This window comes from Roseitalea porphyridii, assembly GCF_004331955.1.
GTDB lineage: Bacteria > Pseudomonadota > Alphaproteobacteria > Rhizobiales > Rhizobiaceae > Roseitalea > Roseitalea porphyridii.
In genome coordinates this window covers 990743-1006723 of the sequence record NZ_CP036532.1, presented here as the reverse complement: position 1 = coordinate 1006723, position 15981 = coordinate 990743, and the positions used below count along the sequence as shown (strand labels likewise).

19 protein-coding genes are annotated in these 15981 nt (G+C 65.2%); 6 read left to right on the top strand and 13 right to left on the bottom strand.

Annotated elements, in window-relative coordinates:
• From E0E05_RS04840 to coxB, 6 genes are all read right to left on the bottom strand, one after another.
• Complete coding sequence (locus tag E0E05_RS04840) at positions 1 to 879, bottom strand: cytochrome c oxidase subunit 3 (protein ID WP_131615694.1); 879 nt, start codon at positions 877 to 879, stop codon at positions 1 to 3.
• Between the two features lie 5 nt (positions 880 to 884).
• A complete protein-coding gene (locus E0E05_RS04835; RefSeq protein ID WP_131615693.1) occupies positions 885 to 1538 on the bottom strand; it encodes a cytochrome c oxidase assembly protein in 654 nt (217 codons plus the stop codon).
• A 7-nt stretch (positions 1539 to 1545) separates the two neighbouring features.
• Positions 1546 to 1707, bottom strand: a complete 162-nt coding sequence (locus E0E05_RS17465) for a hypothetical protein (RefSeq protein WP_192900440.1) — start codon at positions 1705 to 1707, stop codon at positions 1546 to 1548.
• A 5-nt stretch (positions 1708 to 1712) separates the two neighbouring features.
• Positions 1713 to 2639: a heme o synthase gene (locus E0E05_RS04830; RefSeq protein WP_131615692.1), complete on the bottom strand. Its 927-nt coding sequence runs from the start codon at positions 2637 to 2639 to the stop codon at positions 1713 to 1715.
• Positions 2640 to 2756: 117 nt separating this feature from the next.
• Complete coding sequence (ctaD, locus tag E0E05_RS04825; protein WP_131615691.1) at positions 2757 to 4415, bottom strand: cytochrome c oxidase subunit I; 1659 nt, start codon at positions 4413 to 4415, stop codon at positions 2757 to 2759.
• A gap of 34 nt (positions 4416 to 4449) precedes the next feature.
• The gene (gene coxB, locus E0E05_RS04820; protein ID WP_244598045.1) at positions 4450 to 5262 is read right to left on the bottom strand and encodes a cytochrome c oxidase subunit II; all 813 of its coding nucleotides are present in this window, start codon (positions 5260 to 5262) and stop codon (positions 4450 to 4452) included.
• 376 nt (positions 5263 to 5638) lie between these two features.
• On the opposite strand from coxB, the gene E0E05_RS04815 reads away from it, so the two are divergent.
• Together E0E05_RS04815 and tldD are read left to right on the top strand one after the other, a co-directional pair.
• Positions 5639 to 6169: an invasion associated locus B family protein gene (locus tag E0E05_RS04815; protein WP_131617895.1), complete on the top strand. Its 531-nt coding sequence runs from the start codon at positions 5639 to 5641 to the stop codon at positions 6167 to 6169.
• An 82-nt stretch (positions 6170 to 6251) separates the two neighbouring features.
• Entirely contained in the window at positions 6252 to 7670 is a 1419-nt protein-coding gene (tldD, locus tag E0E05_RS04810) for a metalloprotease TldD (protein ID WP_131615689.1), read from the top strand.
• A 32-nt stretch (positions 7671 to 7702) separates the two neighbouring features.
• Here the strand turns inward: tldD and E0E05_RS04805 are convergent, their stop codons facing one another.
• The gene (locus tag E0E05_RS04805; protein ID WP_158629273.1) at positions 7703 to 8500 is read right to left on the bottom strand and encodes a LytTR family DNA-binding domain-containing protein; all 798 of its coding nucleotides are present in this window, start codon (positions 8498 to 8500) and stop codon (positions 7703 to 7705) included.
• Positions 8501 to 8579: 79 nt separating this feature from the next.
• Between E0E05_RS04805 and E0E05_RS04800 the strand changes: the two genes are divergently transcribed.
• Both E0E05_RS04800 and E0E05_RS04795 read left to right on the top strand, forming a co-directional pair.
• Complete coding sequence (locus E0E05_RS04800) at positions 8580 to 9488, top strand: ABC transporter ATP-binding protein (protein WP_131615687.1); 909 nt, start codon at positions 8580 to 8582, stop codon at positions 9486 to 9488.
• Entirely contained in the window at positions 9485 to 10216 is a 732-nt protein-coding gene (locus tag E0E05_RS04795) for an ABC transporter permease (RefSeq protein ID WP_131615686.1), read from the top strand. The genes E0E05_RS04800 and E0E05_RS04795 overlap by 4 nt, the downstream gene beginning before the upstream one ends.
• Before the next feature lie 4 nt (positions 10217 to 10220).
• On the opposite strand, the gene E0E05_RS04790 is transcribed toward E0E05_RS04795, so the two are convergent.
• The 4 genes from E0E05_RS04790 to E0E05_RS04775 form a co-directional block, all read right to left on the bottom strand.
• Positions 10221 to 10433, bottom strand: a complete 213-nt coding sequence (locus E0E05_RS04790; protein ID WP_131615685.1) for a hypothetical protein — start codon at positions 10431 to 10433, stop codon at positions 10221 to 10223.
• 95 nt (positions 10434 to 10528) lie between these two features.
• Positions 10529 to 11587, bottom strand: coding sequence for a GGDEF domain-containing protein (locus E0E05_RS04785; protein WP_131615684.1), 1059 nt, complete (start codon positions 11585 to 11587; stop codon positions 10529 to 10531).
• Between the two features lie 54 nt (positions 11588 to 11641).
• Positions 11642 to 12199 (bottom strand): hypothetical protein, encoded by a 558-nt coding sequence (locus E0E05_RS04780; protein WP_131615683.1) that lies wholly within the window; start codon positions 12197 to 12199, stop codon positions 11642 to 11644.
• Between the two features lie 241 nt (positions 12200 to 12440).
• Positions 12441 to 12830 (bottom strand): helix-turn-helix domain-containing protein, encoded by a 390-nt coding sequence (locus E0E05_RS04775; RefSeq protein ID WP_428977595.1) that lies wholly within the window; start codon positions 12828 to 12830, stop codon positions 12441 to 12443.
• 336 nt (positions 12831 to 13166) lie between these two features.
• Here E0E05_RS04775 and E0E05_RS04770 point away from each other — a divergent pair, with 336 nt between their 5' ends.
• Both E0E05_RS04770 and E0E05_RS04765 read left to right on the top strand, forming a co-directional pair.
• Complete coding sequence (locus E0E05_RS04770) at positions 13167 to 14111, top strand: ABC transporter ATP-binding protein (RefSeq protein ID WP_131615682.1); 945 nt, start codon at positions 13167 to 13169, stop codon at positions 14109 to 14111.
• Positions 14108 to 14869, top strand: coding sequence for an ABC transporter permease (locus E0E05_RS04765; protein WP_131615681.1), 762 nt, complete (start codon positions 14108 to 14110; stop codon positions 14867 to 14869). The genes E0E05_RS04770 and E0E05_RS04765 overlap by 4 nt, the downstream gene beginning before the upstream one ends.
• A 12-nt stretch (positions 14870 to 14881) precedes the next feature.
• Here E0E05_RS04765 and E0E05_RS04760 read toward each other — a convergent pair whose 3' ends face one another.
• Both E0E05_RS04760 and pdxH read right to left on the bottom strand, forming a co-directional pair.
• Positions 14882 to 15301, bottom strand: a complete 420-nt coding sequence (locus E0E05_RS04760; RefSeq protein ID WP_210215757.1) for a DUF1801 domain-containing protein — start codon at positions 15299 to 15301, stop codon at positions 14882 to 14884.
• Positions 15302 to 15306: 5 nt separating this feature from the next.
• The gene (gene pdxH, locus E0E05_RS04755; RefSeq protein ID WP_131615679.1) at positions 15307 to 15927 is read right to left on the bottom strand and encodes a pyridoxamine 5'-phosphate oxidase; all 621 of its coding nucleotides are present in this window, start codon (positions 15925 to 15927) and stop codon (positions 15307 to 15309) included.
• Positions 15928 to 15981: the final 54 nt, after the last annotated feature.

The window sequence follows — 15981 nt, the reverse complement described above, 5'->3', positions numbered from 1 at the left end:
TCAGTGGTGATAGATCGGCGCGCCCCAGGTTCCCCAGACATAGACGACGAAGAACAGGAACAGCCAGACGACGTCGACGAAGTGCCAGTACCAGGCCGCGGCCTCGAAGCCGAAATGCTTCTGCGGCGTGAAATGGCCCGCATAGGCCCGTACCAGGCACACGATCAGGAAGATCGTTCCGACGAAGACATGGAAGCCATGGAAGCCCGTCGCCATGAAGAAGGTCGCGCCATAAAGCGATCCCGAGAAGGAATAGGGCGCGACGGCGAACTCGTAGATCTGCACGCAGGTGAACAGGATGGCGAGCAGGATCGTCAGCCACAGGCCCATCTTCAGGCCATCGCGATCATTGTGCAGAAGCGCGTGGTGCGCCCAGGTGACCGTCGTGCCCGACAGCAGCAGGATGACGGTGTTGTAGAGCGGCAGGTGCAGCGGATCGAGCACTTCCAGACCCGCCGGGGGCCACTGGCCGCCCGTGTATTCCATGCGGCCGACCTGCTGGGCCTCGCCGTAAAAAAGGCTGGCATCGAACACCGCCCAGAACCATGCCGCAAAGAACATCACCTCCGAGGCGATGAACATGATCATGCCGTAGCGCAGGTGCAGGGACACAACGCGGGTGTGGTGGCCCTGAAGCGACTCGCGCACCGTGTCCGACCACCAGCCGAACATGGTGTAGAGCACGATCAGTAGCCCGATCAGGAACGTCCAAGGATTGGCCATGGGAATGCCGAGGAACGAGAACTCGTTGCCCTGCCCCGCCTGCATCCAGCCGATGGCGCCGATCGCCATCACCAGCGCCCCGATGGCGCCGATCAGCGGCCAGGGGCTGGGCTCCAGAATGTGATAGTCATGGTTCTTGGCGTGGGTATCGGCCATGTCAGTCATCCCCGATTGTCGTTGCGGACGGCCTCTTCGGCGTCCGGATTGATTTCGATCTCGACGGGCGCGTCGGCGCCTGCGTCGGCGGTTTCGGCCGGCGCGTCGATCTTGAAGAAGGTGTAGGACAGCGTGATGGTCGACACGTCCTTGAGTTCCTTGGCGTCGACGATGGCCGGGTCGATGAAGAAGACCACCGGCATGTCCATCTGCTCGCCCGGTTCCAGCGTCGTCTCGGTGAAGCAGAAGCATTCCATCTTGTTGAAGTAGGCGCCGGCCGCCTGCGGCGTGACGTTGAACGTCGCCGACCCGGTCGAGGCCATCTCGCGCCAGTTGCGCGCGGTGTATGCGACCTGCTTCAACTCGCCGATCTTCAGCGTGACCTGCCGGTCGACGGGCTTGAACTCCCAGCCCAGCCCGGCGCCCGTGTTGGCGTCGAAACGCACATTGATCGTCTTGTCGAGCACCTGGACGGGCGATGTGTCGGCGACCTGCGTGGTGCCGCCATAGCCGGTGACACGGCAGAACAGTTCATAGAGCGGCACCGAGGCGTAGGCGAGCCCGACCATACCCGCGAAGAATGCAAGACACAGCGCGGCGATGCGCACGTTGGAGCGATGCTTGCTGTCCTGCTGGCGGGTCGGGTTGGCGGTGCTCATGGCTTTCCTAGAGTGGCCGGTTGATGACATCGGGACCGAGCTTGATGACGGTCACCACATAGAAGATGACGACGAAGGCGGCCAGGCACAGCGCGATGGCGATCGAGCGCTTGCGACGGGCCTTCTGCTGGGCCTCGGTGAGTTCGACGGTCTTGCGGTCTTCGGCCATCGCGTTCACGCCAGCACCCGCATGAGGACGGTTTCGACGAAAAGGACCGCGAAGATCGCGAACAGGTAGGTCAGCGAGAAGCCGAATAGGCGCTTTGCCGGCACCATCGTCGCGTCGCCGTCGGCCATGCGCCACACCGCCACCGCATGACGGATGAAGTTGGCGCCGAGCAGTATCGCCGCCGCGCCGTAGACGGGACCGGCGAAGCCGAGCGGCCAGGGCAGCACGGCAAAGGCCGCGAGCAGCACCGAATAGACCAGCATCTGGCGCTTGGTCGAGCGCTCGCCGGCAACGTTTGGCATCATCGGCATGCCGGCGATCTCGTAATCGCGCAGCTTGAACAGGGCGAGCGCCCAGAAGTGCGGCGGCGTCCACAGGAAGATGATCATGAACAGAACGGCCGATTCGAGCGTCAGCGTGCCGGTCACCGCGGCCCAGCCGATCATCGGCGGAAACGCGCCGGCCGCGCCGCCGATCACGATGTTCTGCGGCGTCGTCCGCTTCAGCCACATCGTGTAGATGACGGCGTAGAAGAAGATGGTGAAGGCGAGAAGGCCGCCGGCCACCCAGTTGGTGATGAGGCCGAGCGTCATCACCGAAAGCACCGACAGGACGAGGCCGAAGACCAGCGTTTCGTCGCGACCGACGCGGCCGGACGGGATGGGCCGCCTGGCCGTGCGGCTCATGACCGCGTCGACATCGGCGTCATACCACATGTTCAGCGCGCCGGACGCGCCCGCCCCCACCGCAATGGCGAGAATCGCGACGGCGGCGATGAACGGGTTGATCGCGCCCGGCGCGACCAGCATGCCGACCAGAGCGGTGAAGACGACCAGCGACATCACCCGCGGCTTGAGCAGGTCGAAATAGTCGCGCGGTGTCGCTTCTGATATGCGCGGCTCTGCGGCTTCGATGTTGTCAACGAGCGCCATGCGGCAGCCCCTGTCCCAATCGTTTGGCCGGCCAGGTCGGCCGGCGGTGGCCGGTTGCCCGGCTCTTCGGTTTCGCGGGACGGCGCGGCCGCGCCATCCCGCCATTCTGTCCCGTGCCTACTTGATGCGCGGAAGCTGTTCCCACTGGTGGTAGGGCGGCGGCGAGGACAGCGTCCATTCGAGCGTCGTCGCACCTTCACCCCAGGGGTTCGCCCCGGCCTCGCGCTTGCGGGCGAAGGCCTCGAACACGCCGTAAAGGAAGATCAGCACGCCGATGGCCGAGATGTACGATCCCCAGGACGAGACCATGTTCCAGCCCGCATAGGCTTCCGGATAGTCGATGTAGCGGCGCGGCATGCCGGCCAGACCCAGGAAGTGCTGCGGGAAGAAGATCAGGTTCACGCCGATGAAGGTGACCCAGAAGTGCAGCCGGGCGACCGTCGAGTTGTACATGTAGCCGAACATCTTCGGGAACCAGTAGTACCAGGCCGCGAAGATGCCGAACACGGCACCCAGCGACAGCACGTAGTGGAAGTGCGCGACCACGTAATAGGTGTCGTGCAAGGCCCGGTCGAGGCCGGCATTGGCGAGCTGAACGCCCGTCACACCGCCCACGGTGAACAGGAAGATGAAGCCGATCGCCCACAGCATCGGCGTGCGCAGTTCGATCGAGCCGCCCCACATGGTCGCGATCCACGAAAAGATCTTGATGCCGGTGGGCACGGCGATGACCATGGTGGCGAACACGAAGTAGCGCTGCGTGTCGAGCGACAGGCCGACCGTGTACATGTGGTGAGCCCAGACGATGAAGCCGACGACGCCGATGGCGACCATCGCGTAGGCCATGCCCAGATAGCCGAAGATCGGCTTTTTCGAGAAGGTCGACACGATGTGGCTGATGATGCCGAAGGCCGGCAGGATCAGGATGTAGACCTCGGGGTGGCCAAAGAACCAGAACAGGTGCTGGAACAGGATCGGGTCACCGCCGCCGGCCGGATCGAAGAAGGCCGTGCCGAAATTGCGGTCGGTCAGCAGCATCGTGATCGCACCGGCGAGAACCGGCAGCGACAACAGCAGCAGGAAGGCGGTGATCAGCACCGACCAGGCGAACAGCGGCATCTTGTGCAGGGTCATGCCCGGCGCGCGCATGTTGAAGATGGTGGTGATGAAGTTGATCGCGCCCAGAATCGACGAGGCGCCGGCGATGTGGATCGACAGGATCGCGAAGTCCATGGCCGGTCCGGGCTGGCCGGTGGTCGAATAGGGCGGATAGATGGTCCAGCCGCCGCCGACGCCGTGGGCGCCGGGCGAGGACGGCATGAACATGGAGATGAACAGCAGGATCGCCGCCGGCGGCAGCAGCCAGAAGGAGATGTTGTTCATGCGCGGGAACGCCATGTCCGGCGCGCCGATCATGATCGGCACCATCCAGTTGGCGAAACCGCCGATCAGCGCCGGCATGACCATGAAGAAGATCATGATCAGGCCGTGACCGGTGGTGAACACGTTGTACATCTGCTTGCCGGCGTCGATCGCGGCGTCGCCCTCGACGCCATAGACCATCGAGGCCAGGCCGTGGAAAATCTGGATGCCCGGCTCGGCCAGTTCCCAACGCATCATCACCGAAAGGAAACCGCCGACAACGCCCATGATGATCGCGAAGATCAGGTAGAGCGTGCCGATATCCTTGTGGTTGGTGGAGAACAGCCAGCGAGCGACGAAACCCTTGGGGGCTCCGTGGTCGTCATGGGCGTCGTGTGCGACAGCGTCCGACATCAAATGGCTCCTGAAAAGTGCTCAGACGTTCAATTCATTCGGCCAGTTCGGCCAGCTTGCGGCGCGCCTCGATGCGGGCGATCAGGGTGCGGTTCGCCTCGCCGAGATCCTGACGCGCCAGCGTCGTCCATTCCTCGAATTCGGCGCGGCTGACGACGCGCACGGCCAGCGGCATGAACGCGTGGTCCTTGCCGCACAGCTCCGAGCACTGGCCGTAGTAGAGGCCCTCCTCGTTGGCGCGGAACCAGGTCTCGTTCAGCCGTCCGGGCACCGCGTCCATCTTCACGCCGAAGGCCGGCACGGCCCAGGAATGAAGCACGTCGGCGGCGGTAACCAGCACGCGCACTGTGGTGTCGACGGGCACGACCAGTTCGTTGTCGACGGCGAGCAGACGCGGATAGATGTCCAGATCCTGCTTCTGCTGCTGTTCGCGATCGATGTCGCGCAGGAGCAACTGGTCGAAGACGATCTCCTCGCCATCGTCGGTCTGGTACTCGTAGCCCCAGTACCACTGATAGCCGGTCGCCTTGACCGTGATCTCGGGCTCGCTCGGCGGCGAATACTGCTTGGTCAGAAGCTGGAACGAGGGAACCGCGAGCAGCAGCAGGATCACGATCGGACCAACCGTCCAGATGATCTCGATGGTCGTGTTGTGGCTGGTGCGCGAGGGCACCGGGTTGCGGCTGGCCCGGTAGCGGATCAGCACCCAGGCGATAAGCCCCAGAACGAGCAGGACGATCGGAACGAGGAAGACGAGCGTGTAGCGCTCGAACCAGATGATCTGCTCCATGACGTCGGTGGCCGCGCGCTGAAAGCCCATCTGCCACTCTTCGGGCTGAGCCGCCATGGCGGCGATCGGCGTTGCGCTGGTTGCGATGGCGGCCGCGCCCAAGCGGCTCAACGTCTTCTTCAACACGTTGTGTCTCCCAAAATTCCCGGCCGGAGCTCTGTGGCCCCCGTGCGATTGGCGACGTAGAACCATATTAGCCTCGCGCCCGCAACTGCGACAGTGGTCTATTCGTGCGGCAATTCAGCGCTTGTGGGGGATCACGCAGCTGGGTCCGGGCGCCGGCCCGGCGAACCAGGCGGTCCGATCGCCCGGCTCGCCATGTTTTCGCCCTCAAGCCGCGTTTGTGATCGCGCCGCGCCATATCATTTGGCGCCCGCCCATCGTAAAACGGGGCCACGTGTTGATTCGCGATCCCGAGCAGGACCTGCCCGTGATGATTTTCCGCTTCATCTCCCGCCGCGCCGGTATCGTTCCGGCCATGTTGCTCACGCTTTCGCTGGCTGCCGCCGCGTTCGTCGCGCCCGCCTCGGCCCAGCAGGACACCGTGCGCGGCGAATATGGCTGGTGGCAGTTGCGCTGTTCGACGCCCGCCGGCGCCACCAACGAGCAGTGCGTGCTGATCCAGAACGTTGTCGCCGACGACCGGCCCGAACTCGGCCTGTCGGTGGTCGCCTTCAAGACGGCCGACCGGACCGCGCAGATCCTGCGCATCCAGGTGCCGCTCGGCGTGCTGCTGCCCAACGGGCTCGGCCTGCACATCGACGGCAACGACATGGGCCGCGCCTATTTCGTGCGCTGCTTCGCCGACGGTTGTTATGCCGAGGTGATCCTCGAGGACCAGCTTCTGGAAAGCCTGAAGGCGGGCAGCGAGGCCACCTTCACCGTGTTCGACACGCCCGAGGAAGGCATCGGCATCCCCGTCGATCTGGCCGGCTTTTCCGAAGGGTTCGAGGCGCTTCCCTGATCCGGACCAAGCCCCGGCCCTCGAAACCGCCGCGCCGACGCCTTATGTCGGGTGCAATATCCCGATTGCGAAAGGCGTACCGATGCAGACCGGCCTACTTTCCCGTTTCGACGTCTCCGAGGATCGCGTGCGCGCGCTCGTCGCCGATGCGCTGGCGAAGTCCGATGACGGCGAACTTTTCGCCGAATATCGCGAAGCCGAGACGCTCGTCTTCGACAATAGTCGGCTGAAGACCGGCTCGTTCAACACCGCCTCGGGCTTCGGGCTGCGCGCGGTCTCGGGCGAGGCGGTGGGCTATGCCGAATCGGACTCGTTCTCCGAAGCGGCGCTCCTGCGCGCATCGAGCGCGATCGGCGCCGTGACGGCCGGCCATTCGGGCACCTATTCGGACGCCCCGCCCCGCACCAACGCCAAGCTCTATGGCGACGGCAACCCGATCGGCGAGCCGAGCTTCGAAGCCAAGGTCAAGCTGCTCGAGAAGATCGACGCCTATCTGCGCGGCAAGGACGACCGGGTGCGGCAGGTGACCGCCTCGCTCGCCGCCTCGTGGCAGATGGTCGAGATCCTGCGCGCCGACGGCCACTTCGCCCAGGACATCAGGCCGCTCGTGCGCGTCAACGTGTCGGTCATCGTCGGCGACGGGGACCGTCAGGAAACCGGCTCGCACGGCATGGGCGGCAGGCAGTCATTCGGCGACTTCATCGCCACCGAGAGCTGGCAGTCGGCGGCCGACGACGCGCTTCGGCAGGCGCTCGTCAATCTGGAGGCCCGTCCCGCGCCCGCCGGCACGTTCGACATCGTGCTCGGCAATGGCTGGCCCGGCGTGATGCTGCACGAGGCGGTCGGTCATGGCCTTGAAGGCGATTTCAACCGCAAGAAGCAGTCGGCGTTCGCCGGGCTGATGGGCGAACAGGTCGCCGCCAAGGGCGTCACCGTGGTCGACGACGGCACGATCGAAGCCCGCCGCGGCTCGCTGACCATCGACGACGAGGGCACGCCTTCGGGCTACAACGTGCTGATCGAGGACGGCAAACTGGTTGGCTACATGCAGGACCGGCAGAACGCGCGGCTGATGGGCATGAAGCCGACCGGCAACGGACGCCGCGAATCCTATGCCCACGTGCCGATGCCGCGCATGACCAACACCTACATGCTTGCAGGCGACAAGACGCCCGAGGAGATCATCGCCTCGGTCGACGACGGCATCTACGCGGTCTCGTTCGGCGGCGGCCAGGTCGACATCACCTCCGGCAAGTTCGTCTTCGCCTGCACCGAGGCCTACAAGATCGAGCGCGGTAAAGTGGCCTACCCGATCAAGGGCGCCATGCTGATCGGCAACGGCCCGGACGCGATGCACCGCGTGTCGATGATCGGCAACGACCTTGCGCTCGACAACGGCATCGGCACCTGCGGCAAGGCCGGTCAGGGCGTGCCGGTGGGCATCGGCCAGCCCCATCTTCGGATGGACAAGATGACGGTCGGCGGAACGGAGGCCGGCTGAAGGCCTGGGCGGCACGGAGCCCGCGGCCTCGTTCAGCCGGCTTCAAACAGCGCCAGAACCTGCTCGCGATACTTCCGGCCAACGGGAACGGTTGCGCCGTCCGTCGTCTCGATGAACAGCTTGCCGTCGGCGCGCGCCAACCGGTTCGCGTGGCGTTTGCGCACCCACCAGGACCGGTGCACGCGCAGCCCATCGAGCGCTGCCAGATCGCGCTCGGCATGGCTGAGCTTCATCAGGACAAGCGCCGAACCCAGCGGCGTCGTCACCTTCACATAATGGTCCTGCGCCTGCACGCAGATGACGTCTTTTCCGATCCGCTGCGGCAGCTTCTCCAGCACGGCCGAGGAAACCGGCGCCCCCTCGCCCGGACCAATCGCGGCCGGTTCGGGATCGTCGCCGCGCGCATAGCGATAGGTAAAGGCGACGATCACCGAGATCACCAGCGCATAAGGCAGCACCTCGATGAATTCGGCCGGAAGGCCGCTGCGGAAGAAGACTGCCTGAACAAGACCGTTATAGGCGGCGATCGGCAACGCCGCGAGCAGTGATCCAAGCAGCAACGCCACCGGGGCAGGCAGGCCGGCCCCCTCGACGGAGACCGTCGTCAGCATCGAGACGAACAATCCGACCGCGAAGCTGCCGATGACGACGAGCGCCCAATAGAACGTTCGCTCGGCGAGCGACATGGTGCCGAAACTGTCGAACGGACCGGCGAGCCCGAGAACGGCGATGATGCCCGCGAGTACGGCCCAGAAGCGGGCGGAGCGAGAAAGCCCGTGCATTTCGCGCAGCGTGAACGCCAACGGCCCGTCGTTCGCGAACTTGTCCATGCCGTTCACGTAGTCGGTCTTGAAGTGCCACGCAACGCGGTGATCAGGGCATGCCGTCAATGCTTGCATGGAGATGGCCATGGACGCGAGAACCAGCCAATGCGGGTCGGCTCCGGCGATCAGCGCCCGGGCAATCGGCAAGCGCATCGGCCGGATCGAGGCGCTGTCCGACCTTTCGCTGGACCTGCACCGGGGCGAGGCGCTCGGCCTCGTCGGCACCAACGGTGCCGGCAAGACGACGGCTCTGGAAATCCTGCAGGGGCTGAGACGGGCCGACACGGGCAAGGCCGACATCTTCGGCGTTCCAGCGGGCTCGATTGCGGCGCGCCGCCACATCGGAGTCACGCCGCAGAACACCGACTTCCCGGAACAGATGTCGCCCCGCGAAGTGCTCACCTTTGCGGCCGCGCACTTCGACCGGCCCCAGAAGGTCAGCGACCTCGTCGCCACGTTCGGCCTTGGACGGCTGATCGATCGACGCATGGGCGGCTTTTCCGGTGGCGAGACGCGACGCCTCGCGCTGGCTCTGGCCTTTGTCGGCAATCCGGCGCTTGTGTTCGCCGACGAACCGACCGCCGGGCTCGATACGGACGGGCAGGAGATGTTCAAGGCCCATGCCCGTGCCTATGTGGAAGCCGGGGGCAGCCTGCTTTTGACCTCGCATCACTGGGACGAGATCGAGCAGGTCTGCGACCGGATCGTGATGATCGATCGTGGCCGGGTGGTCCTCGAGGGCACGCTCGATGACATCCGCCGGCGCGCCGGCCATTGCCGGATCAGCTTCGACCTGCCCGAGGGCGCCACGCCATCGGGCCGCGCCGCCGACGCCCGATACGGCGACGGACGCTGGCAGATCGTGAGCGCCGACAGCGACGGGCTTGTGCGCGAACTGATCGCTACCGAGCCGCGGGTCGCCAACCTGCACGTCATCCCGCTCGACTTGAAGGACACGATCGCGCGGCTGAATCAGGAGGAGACGGAGCGATGACGGTCCTTGCCGCCAATCTCTCATTTGCGTTCAAGCGCCTGATCCGGCTGCCCGGCTTCTGGATTCCGACGATCCTGTTTCCGGCCATGCTCTACGGCTTCTTCGGCATGCGCGCCAGCGAGGGCCCGATCGCGGCTTACGTCCTGGCCTCCTTTGCGGTCTACGGCGTGCTGGGGGTGGCCTTCTTCCAGTTCGGCGTGTCGATCGCCGAGGATCGCAGAAGCGCTTTCGCCCTGTGGCAACGCACCCTGCCCGCCGGTCCGCTCAAGCCCTGGATCGCACAGCTCGTCACCGCCACCGCCTTTGCCATGGCGGCCGTGCTGCTCGTTCTTGCGACCGCACAGGTTCTTGCCGGTGTGAGGCTTGATCCGGACGCGCTCTGGCGGCTGCTCGGCGTCTGCCTCATCGCCGGCGTACCGGCCACCTTCATGGGCACGGCGCTCGGCTACTGGGCCGGCTCCCGGTCGGTCGTGGGCGTTGCCAATCTGGTCTATCTTCCGCTTGCCTATCTGGGCGGGCTTTGGGTACCGCCCGCGTCACTGCCGGCTGCGGTCGAGGCGGTCTCTTTCTTCACGCCAACGCGGCACATGGGCGAACTGGCATGGGCGGCGGTCGGCGATCATCCCTTCCCGCAAGAAAGCGTCATTGCCCTTGCCGCGTTCTCGGCCGGCTTTTTCGCCCTGACATGGCTCGGCCATCGCCGGGACAGGCATGCGCGTTTCGGCTGATCGATCAGCCCGCGGGCCGCTCCATGCCGCGCGCGGCGAATTCCTCCTCGAGGCGTCGTTCCAGATCGACGAGATCCTGCGGCAGCGGCAGGCCCTCGGCCCGCATCTGCTCAAGTTCGGCGTGGATCTGGAAAAGCAGCTCGTGCGCGTCCTGGGGCTGGTTCTCCATCTCGGAGAACAGCATGTTCAGGCGCGTGATCAGTCCGTCGAAGGCCATGTCTTCTTCCCGGGTGGCAATGCCGGCGATCGTGCGCGGCATCGCCCGCCCGGTCGTTGACCGAGGTCAAGCCTGCGGCAGACGGGCGCGCGCCCTCACCGGACCTTGTTGCGGCCCGCGCTCTTGGCTTCGTAGAGCTGCTTGTCGGCGCGCTCGAAGAGCGTCTCGATATTGTCGTCCTCGATCAGCCCCGACACGCCGAACGAGACCGTCACCGAGCCGATCGGCTTGTTGGTCTTGGAGGTGACGAGCCGCGCGCCGGCGATGCCGTCCTTGATGTCCTCGAGCAGCGCGCGGGCCGTCTCGGTGGTGATGTCGGGCAGGATGATGGCGAATTCCTCGCCCCCGTAGCGGCTGACCGTGCCGTGGTCCTTGATCTTGCTGGCGATGTAGGTGCCGACGAACTTGAGGATCTCGTCGCCGATCTGGTGGCCGAACCGGTCGTTGACCTGCTTGAAATGATCGATGTCGGCGATGGCGAAGCTGAGCGGCGCGTCGTTGGCCTGGGCATGCACCACCGCCGAGGCGATGGCGTGCTGGAAGTAGCGCCGGTTGTTCAGGCCCGTCATCGGGTCCTGCATCTCGGCCTTGCGCGACTGGGTGAGCTTGTCCTGCAGGCGGACGATCTCTTCCTGCGTCTCGCGAAGGCTCGCCGAGAGCTGCTGGGTCTGCGCCCTGATCCGCTGGTTCTCGCGGATCATCAGCGCGATGACCATCTCAACCTCGTCGGCGGTCGAGGCCTTGCTGAGCGACTTGGTGGTGCTGTCGATCGCGCCTTCGTAGCGTTCGGTCGTCTGCAGGTAGGAGCGGATGAAGGACTGGACCTCGTCCATCTCCCTTTGCAGGTTCTCGTTGGCCTCGATCTCCGGATCGGGGCCGGCGGGCCCGCCCTCGATGATCTCGCCGTTCAGCGCGGTCATGTCGTAGACGCTCGGCTTGGCGCCGTCGGCGATCAGTGCCTCGATGCGTTCGTTGAGCACCAGGCTCGATCCGGCCGCATAGGTGTACCAGACCTTGAACGTCTCGGGCTCGGGCGGCGTTTCGTGCTGCCTTGCATATTCGAGCGCCTCGGCGGCCAGCGTGTAGGGATCGCTGGGTCGCGGGGATGGACGGCTGGGCGCCGCAGCCTTCTTCGCTGTCACCTGGTTGGACATGATGTGCTTGCCTTCGAACGTGGTCCGAACTCGTGGCGGACTTCCTGTTGCACCCTATGCGACCTTTATGCCCTCCGAGCCGGTCTCGGAGACCATCTGGTCGACCGAACCGATTGCCCAGCGCTTGATCTGTTCCTCGAGTTCGCCGTTGAGCGCGCGAAGCTTTTCCATCTCTTCGGTCATCTTGTCGCGCTCGGCCTTCTGGAACGCCTCGAGCTTTTCCTGAAGAACCTTGTTGTGCTCGCGCACGGCCTGATAGTCGTCGCCGACATGGGTATCGACCTTCTCGATCGCTTCGGCGACGCGCGTGCCCATGCGCTGCTCGAGTTCTTCGAGCTTGGCGTCGAACTGGCGCGCCTCGAAGGCGCGCACCGACGATGCGAGGAAGACGGTGGCGAGGCCGCAGACGACGATAAGCCCGATCGGCACGAAGGCCAGCGCGTGGATCATGTCCACCAAGCCGGCGGGGCCGAGGTTGAGGGCGCCCGCAGCCAGGATGGCGCCCGAAAGGACGGTCAGCGTGGCGCAGGCTGTATGAATGACGACGATAAGGCCACCCGAACCTGACTTCGGCGCCTCCTTGCCATCCTTCTTCTTGCCCTTGCCGGCCATACCGCCCACCTAGCCCTACGATCCCGGGGGCGGGCACCGGTTGGCGCACCACCCGCGGCTTTGGGAACGTCCCTGCGCGGCAGCACACGTCCCGCGTGCCGGACGCTGTGTGGCGCCGGCAGTTGTCCCCGTCGAGCAAACGCTAGGCGGGCGAGCTTAAGGAACCGTAAAACGGCGTCATTTTTCAGTGATGTAGCCGGTGTGAGCGGCTGGAAGACCTGCCGCGTCGAAGCCGGATCGATCAGCCGGCGTCGATCTGGGCGAGCGCCCGGTCGATGCTGTCGCCGAGCCGTTCGAGCTGATTGCGCATGTCGATGAGCTGTTCGCGAAGCGCGGCCTGATCGCCGTTCGCGGCGATTTCGTCGCTCGGGGCGGCGCCCAGCCCGTTGATCAGCCATGTCGGCGAGACGTTGAGGAGCCCGGCGAGCATGAACAGCTTGTTGGACCGCGGCTCGGAGCGATCGGTCTCCCAGTTCTGCAGCGTCGCCGACTTGACACCGAGGCGCCGGGCGAGCTGCGCGGTGGTCAGGCCGGCCGCCTCGCGCGCCGAAACGATGCGGCCGCCCAGCGTGTCATCCATGTCGGCCTGCGTGGCCTCGGCCGCCGCGCCTTGTGCAAATGGGGACATCATGCCGGTAACTCCTTGCTGGGCTATCGCCTTATGTGGCGCTTTGAACGCGCAATACGCGCCCCAATGCGACATGCGCGTGACGGTGACTGACGCAGCGCCATCGGTGCGAGCGGCGCGTCGGCCCGGACGGGCCGGATCGGGAGCGGCCGGTCGGCACGCCTCGCGCGAACGATTTCGCGCAGCCGCATCAGGGGGATTGCATGTCCTTCAATAGTGCGTCTGGCCGGGTCAGTGCAACCGCCGGCCGAAGCGAACGGCGGACAGCGGGTCGCCCACGGGTTGCATTGGCCCTGAAACGGTCTATGTGCGCAGCGCAGTCCAACCCCGGCAGGCTCCATGTCCAGCGCGCGACCCGTCCTGATTTCCGCCCGATCGGTGACCAAGACATACAAGGGTGGATTTGAGGCGCTCAAGGGCGTCGACCTCGACATCCATGACGGCGAGATCATCGCCCTGCTCGGCCCCAACGGCGCAGGAAAGACGACGCTGATCTCGGCGATCTGCGGGATCGTCACGCCCAGTTCGGGAACCGTCACGGTCGCCGGATACGACATCATCGACGATTTCCGGCAGACCCGCTCGATGATCGGTCTGGTGCCGCAGGAACTGACGACCGATGCGTTCGAAACGGTCTGGGCGACGGTCTCGTTCTCGCGCGGGCTGTTCGGCAAGCCGAAGAACCCCGCCCATATCGAAAAGGTGCTCAGGGACCTGTCTCTCTGGGACAAGAAGGACAGCAAGATCATGCAGCTTTCGGGCGGCATGAAGCGGCGCGTGCTGATCGCCAAGGCGCTCGCACACGAGCCGCGCATCCTGTTCCTGGACGAGCCGACGGCCGGCGTCGATGTTGAACTGCGCAAGGACATGTGGGCGGTCGTCGAGGCCCTTCGCGCGCAGGGCGTGACCATCATCCTGACGACGCATTACATCGAAGAGGCCGAGGCGATCGCCGACCGGATCGGCGTCATCAACAAGGGCGAGATCATCGTCGTCGAGGAGAAGGACCGGCTGATGACGAAGCTCGGCCGCAAGTCGCTGCGCCTCGAGCTCAATTCGCCGATCAGCCGGGTGCCGGACCGGCTCGCCGAGTTCGCCGACGCGCTGACGCTGGCCGACGATGGCTGCACGCTGACCTACGAGTATGACACGGCCGCCGAGCGTACCGGCATCACGCGCCTTCTGGCCGGACTCGCCGAGGCGGACATCCGCGTCGCCGACCTATCCACAAGGCAGAGTTCGCTCGAGGACATCTTCGTCGGGCTAGTGAGGGACGACGCATGAACGGCACCGCGATCTGGGCGATCTACACCTACGAGATGGCACGCATGTGGCGCACGCTCGGCCAGAGCGTCGTCTCGCCGGTGCTGTCGACCTCGCTCTATTTCGTCGTGTTCGGCGCGGCGATCGGCCGGCAGATGGGCGAGATCGACGGCGTCTCCTACGGCGCGTTCCTCGTGCCCGGCCTCGTCATGCTGTCGCTTCTGACCCAGAGCGTGTCGAATGCGGCCTTCGGCATCTACTTTCCGAAGTTCACGGGCACGATCTACGAGCTCTTGTCGGCGCCGGTCTCCACGTTCGAGATCTTGTGCGGCTATGTTGGGGCGGCGGCGACCAAATCCCTGATCCTGGGCACGATCATCCTCGCCACGGCGACGCTGTTCGTCGATCTGCAGGTGGCGCACCCGTTCTGGATGCTGTTCTTCCTGGTGCTGACGGCGACCACATTCTCGCTGCTCGGCTTCATCATCGGCATCTGGGCGGAGGGGTTCGAACAGCTCCAGATCGTGCCGCTGCTGGTGATCACGCCGCTGGTGTTCCTGGGCGGCAGCTTCTATTCGATCGAGATGCTGCCCGAGTTCTGGCAGAGGGTGACACTGTTCAATCCGGTTCTTTATCTGGTCAGCGGCTTCCGCTGGAGCTTCTACGAGATATCCGACGTCAACCCGATGATCTCGATCGCCGCGATCATCGTGTTCCTGTCGATCTGCATCACCATCGTGTGGTGGATCTTCAAGACCGGCTATCGCCTCAAGAGCTGATCGGTCCGGCGCTCAAAGCGTGTGCTCGGGATAGCGCTGGCGCATGATCGCGAGATCGTCGGCGACCAGTTCGGCGAGGACGTCAAGGTCGACCGACCTGAGACGACCTAAATAGAGGCACGACGAGGAGTGCTTGTGCCGGCCGAGCCGGGCGAGTTTCCCGGCGTGCTGGCCGACGCCCGCCATCAGGTAGACGACGAGGTTGGCCTTGCGCGGAGAAAATCCGGTCAGGAAGAAGCGGTGGCGGCTGCCGTCGGCGCGGCTGTAGGCGTATTCGCCGTAGCCGATCAGGCTGTCGCCCCACATGTGCGGCTGCGTTCCGGTGACGCGGTTCATGATCGGCAGCAACGCAAGGGCATCCTCGCGCCGGCCGGCATTGTCCACCGATGCGATGAAGGCCTCGACCGACGCGTCGGTCGGCCGTGTCTTCATCTCGCTCACGGGTAGAAGCGCGCCGTCGTCCAGGGCGCACCTTCCCCGTCCCGGGTGAAGACGAAACGGTCGTGCAGGCGGAACTTGCCGTCCTTCCAGAACTCGACATAGGTCGGCGACAGGCGGAAGCCCGACCAGTGCGCCGGGCGCGGTATCTCGCCGATCGCGTACTTGGCGGTATATCGCGCCACTTCCTTTTCGAGCGCGAACTTGCTTTCGAGCGGGCGCGACTGGTGCGACGCCCAGGCTCCGATTCGGCTGCCGCGCGGGCGCGAGGCATAATAGGCATCCGCCTCCTCGTCGCTGACCACGCTGACCGGGCCGCGCACGCGCACCTGCCGCCGCAGCGACTTCCAGTGAAAGCACATGGCGGCCTTCATCGAGCCGAGCAGTTCGGTGCCCTTCTGGCTCTCGAAATTGGTGTAGAAGACGAATCCGCGCTCGTCGAACCCCTTCAGCAGCACCATGCGCACATTGGGCAGGCCGTCCGCATCAACGGTGGCAAGCGACAGCGCGTTCGGATCGTTCGGTTCGCTCCGTTCTGCTTCGGCGAGCCATTGCGCAAACAGTCCGAACGGGTCGACCGCCGCCTCGAGATCACTGTCTGTTAACCGGGCTTGGGCCATGATTCGTCTCGGTACGGGTTTATCGGGGTGCGGCGTTGACCGCCTTGGGTACAG

Coding starts and splice junctions, on each gene's coding strand:
- E0E05_RS04840 (WP_131615694.1), bottom strand. CDS start 879: ATGGCCGATACCCACGCCAAGAACCATGACTATCACATTCTGGAGCCC.
- E0E05_RS04835 (WP_131615693.1), bottom strand. CDS start 1,538: ATGAGCACCGCCAACCCGACCCGCCAGCAGGACAGCAAGCATCGCTCC.
- E0E05_RS17465 (WP_192900440.1), bottom strand. CDS start 1,707: ATGGCCGAAGACCGCAAGACCGTCGAACTCACCGAGGCCCAGCAGAAG.
- E0E05_RS04830 (WP_131615692.1), bottom strand. CDS start 2,639: ATGGCGCTCGTTGACAACATCGAAGCCGCAGAGCCGCGCATATCAGAA.
- ctaD (WP_131615691.1), bottom strand. CDS start 4,415: ATGTCGGACGCTGTCGCACACGACGCCCATGACGACCACGGAGCCCCC.
- coxB (WP_244598045.1), bottom strand. CDS start 5,262: ATGGCGGCTCAGCCCGAAGAGTGGCAGATGGGCTTTCAGCGCGCGGCC.
- E0E05_RS04815 (WP_131617895.1), top strand. CDS start 5,639: ATGATTTTCCGCTTCATCTCCCGCCGCGCCGGTATCGTTCCGGCCATG.
- tldD (WP_131615689.1), top strand. CDS start 6,252: ATGCAGACCGGCCTACTTTCCCGTTTCGACGTCTCCGAGGATCGCGTG.
- E0E05_RS04805 (WP_158629273.1), bottom strand. CDS start 8,500: ATGGACAAGTTCGCGAACGACGGGCCGTTGGCGTTCACGCTGCGCGAA.
- E0E05_RS04800 (WP_131615687.1), top strand. CDS start 8,580: ATGGACGCGAGAACCAGCCAATGCGGGTCGGCTCCGGCGATCAGCGCC.
- E0E05_RS04795 (WP_131615686.1), top strand. CDS start 9,485: ATGACGGTCCTTGCCGCCAATCTCTCATTTGCGTTCAAGCGCCTGATC.
- E0E05_RS04790 (WP_131615685.1), bottom strand. CDS start 10,433: ATGGCCTTCGACGGACTGATCACGCGCCTGAACATGCTGTTCTCCGAG.
- E0E05_RS04785 (WP_131615684.1), bottom strand. CDS start 11,587: ATGTCCAACCAGGTGACAGCGAAGAAGGCTGCGGCGCCCAGCCGTCCA.
- E0E05_RS04780 (WP_131615683.1), bottom strand. CDS start 12,199: ATGGCCGGCAAGGGCAAGAAGAAGGATGGCAAGGAGGCGCCGAAGTCA.
- E0E05_RS04775 (WP_428977595.1), bottom strand. CDS start 12,830: ATGATGTCCCCATTTGCACAAGGCGCGGCGGCCGAGGCCACGCAGGCC.
- E0E05_RS04770 (WP_131615682.1), top strand. CDS start 13,167: ATGTCCAGCGCGCGACCCGTCCTGATTTCCGCCCGATCGGTGACCAAG.
- E0E05_RS04765 (WP_131615681.1), top strand. CDS start 14,108: ATGAACGGCACCGCGATCTGGGCGATCTACACCTACGAGATGGCACGC.
- E0E05_RS04760 (WP_210215757.1), bottom strand. CDS start 15,301: ATGAAGACACGGCCGACCGACGCGTCGGTCGAGGCCTTCATCGCATCG.
- pdxH (WP_131615679.1), bottom strand. CDS start 15,927: ATGGCCCAAGCCCGGTTAACAGACAGTGATCTCGAGGCGGCGGTCGAC.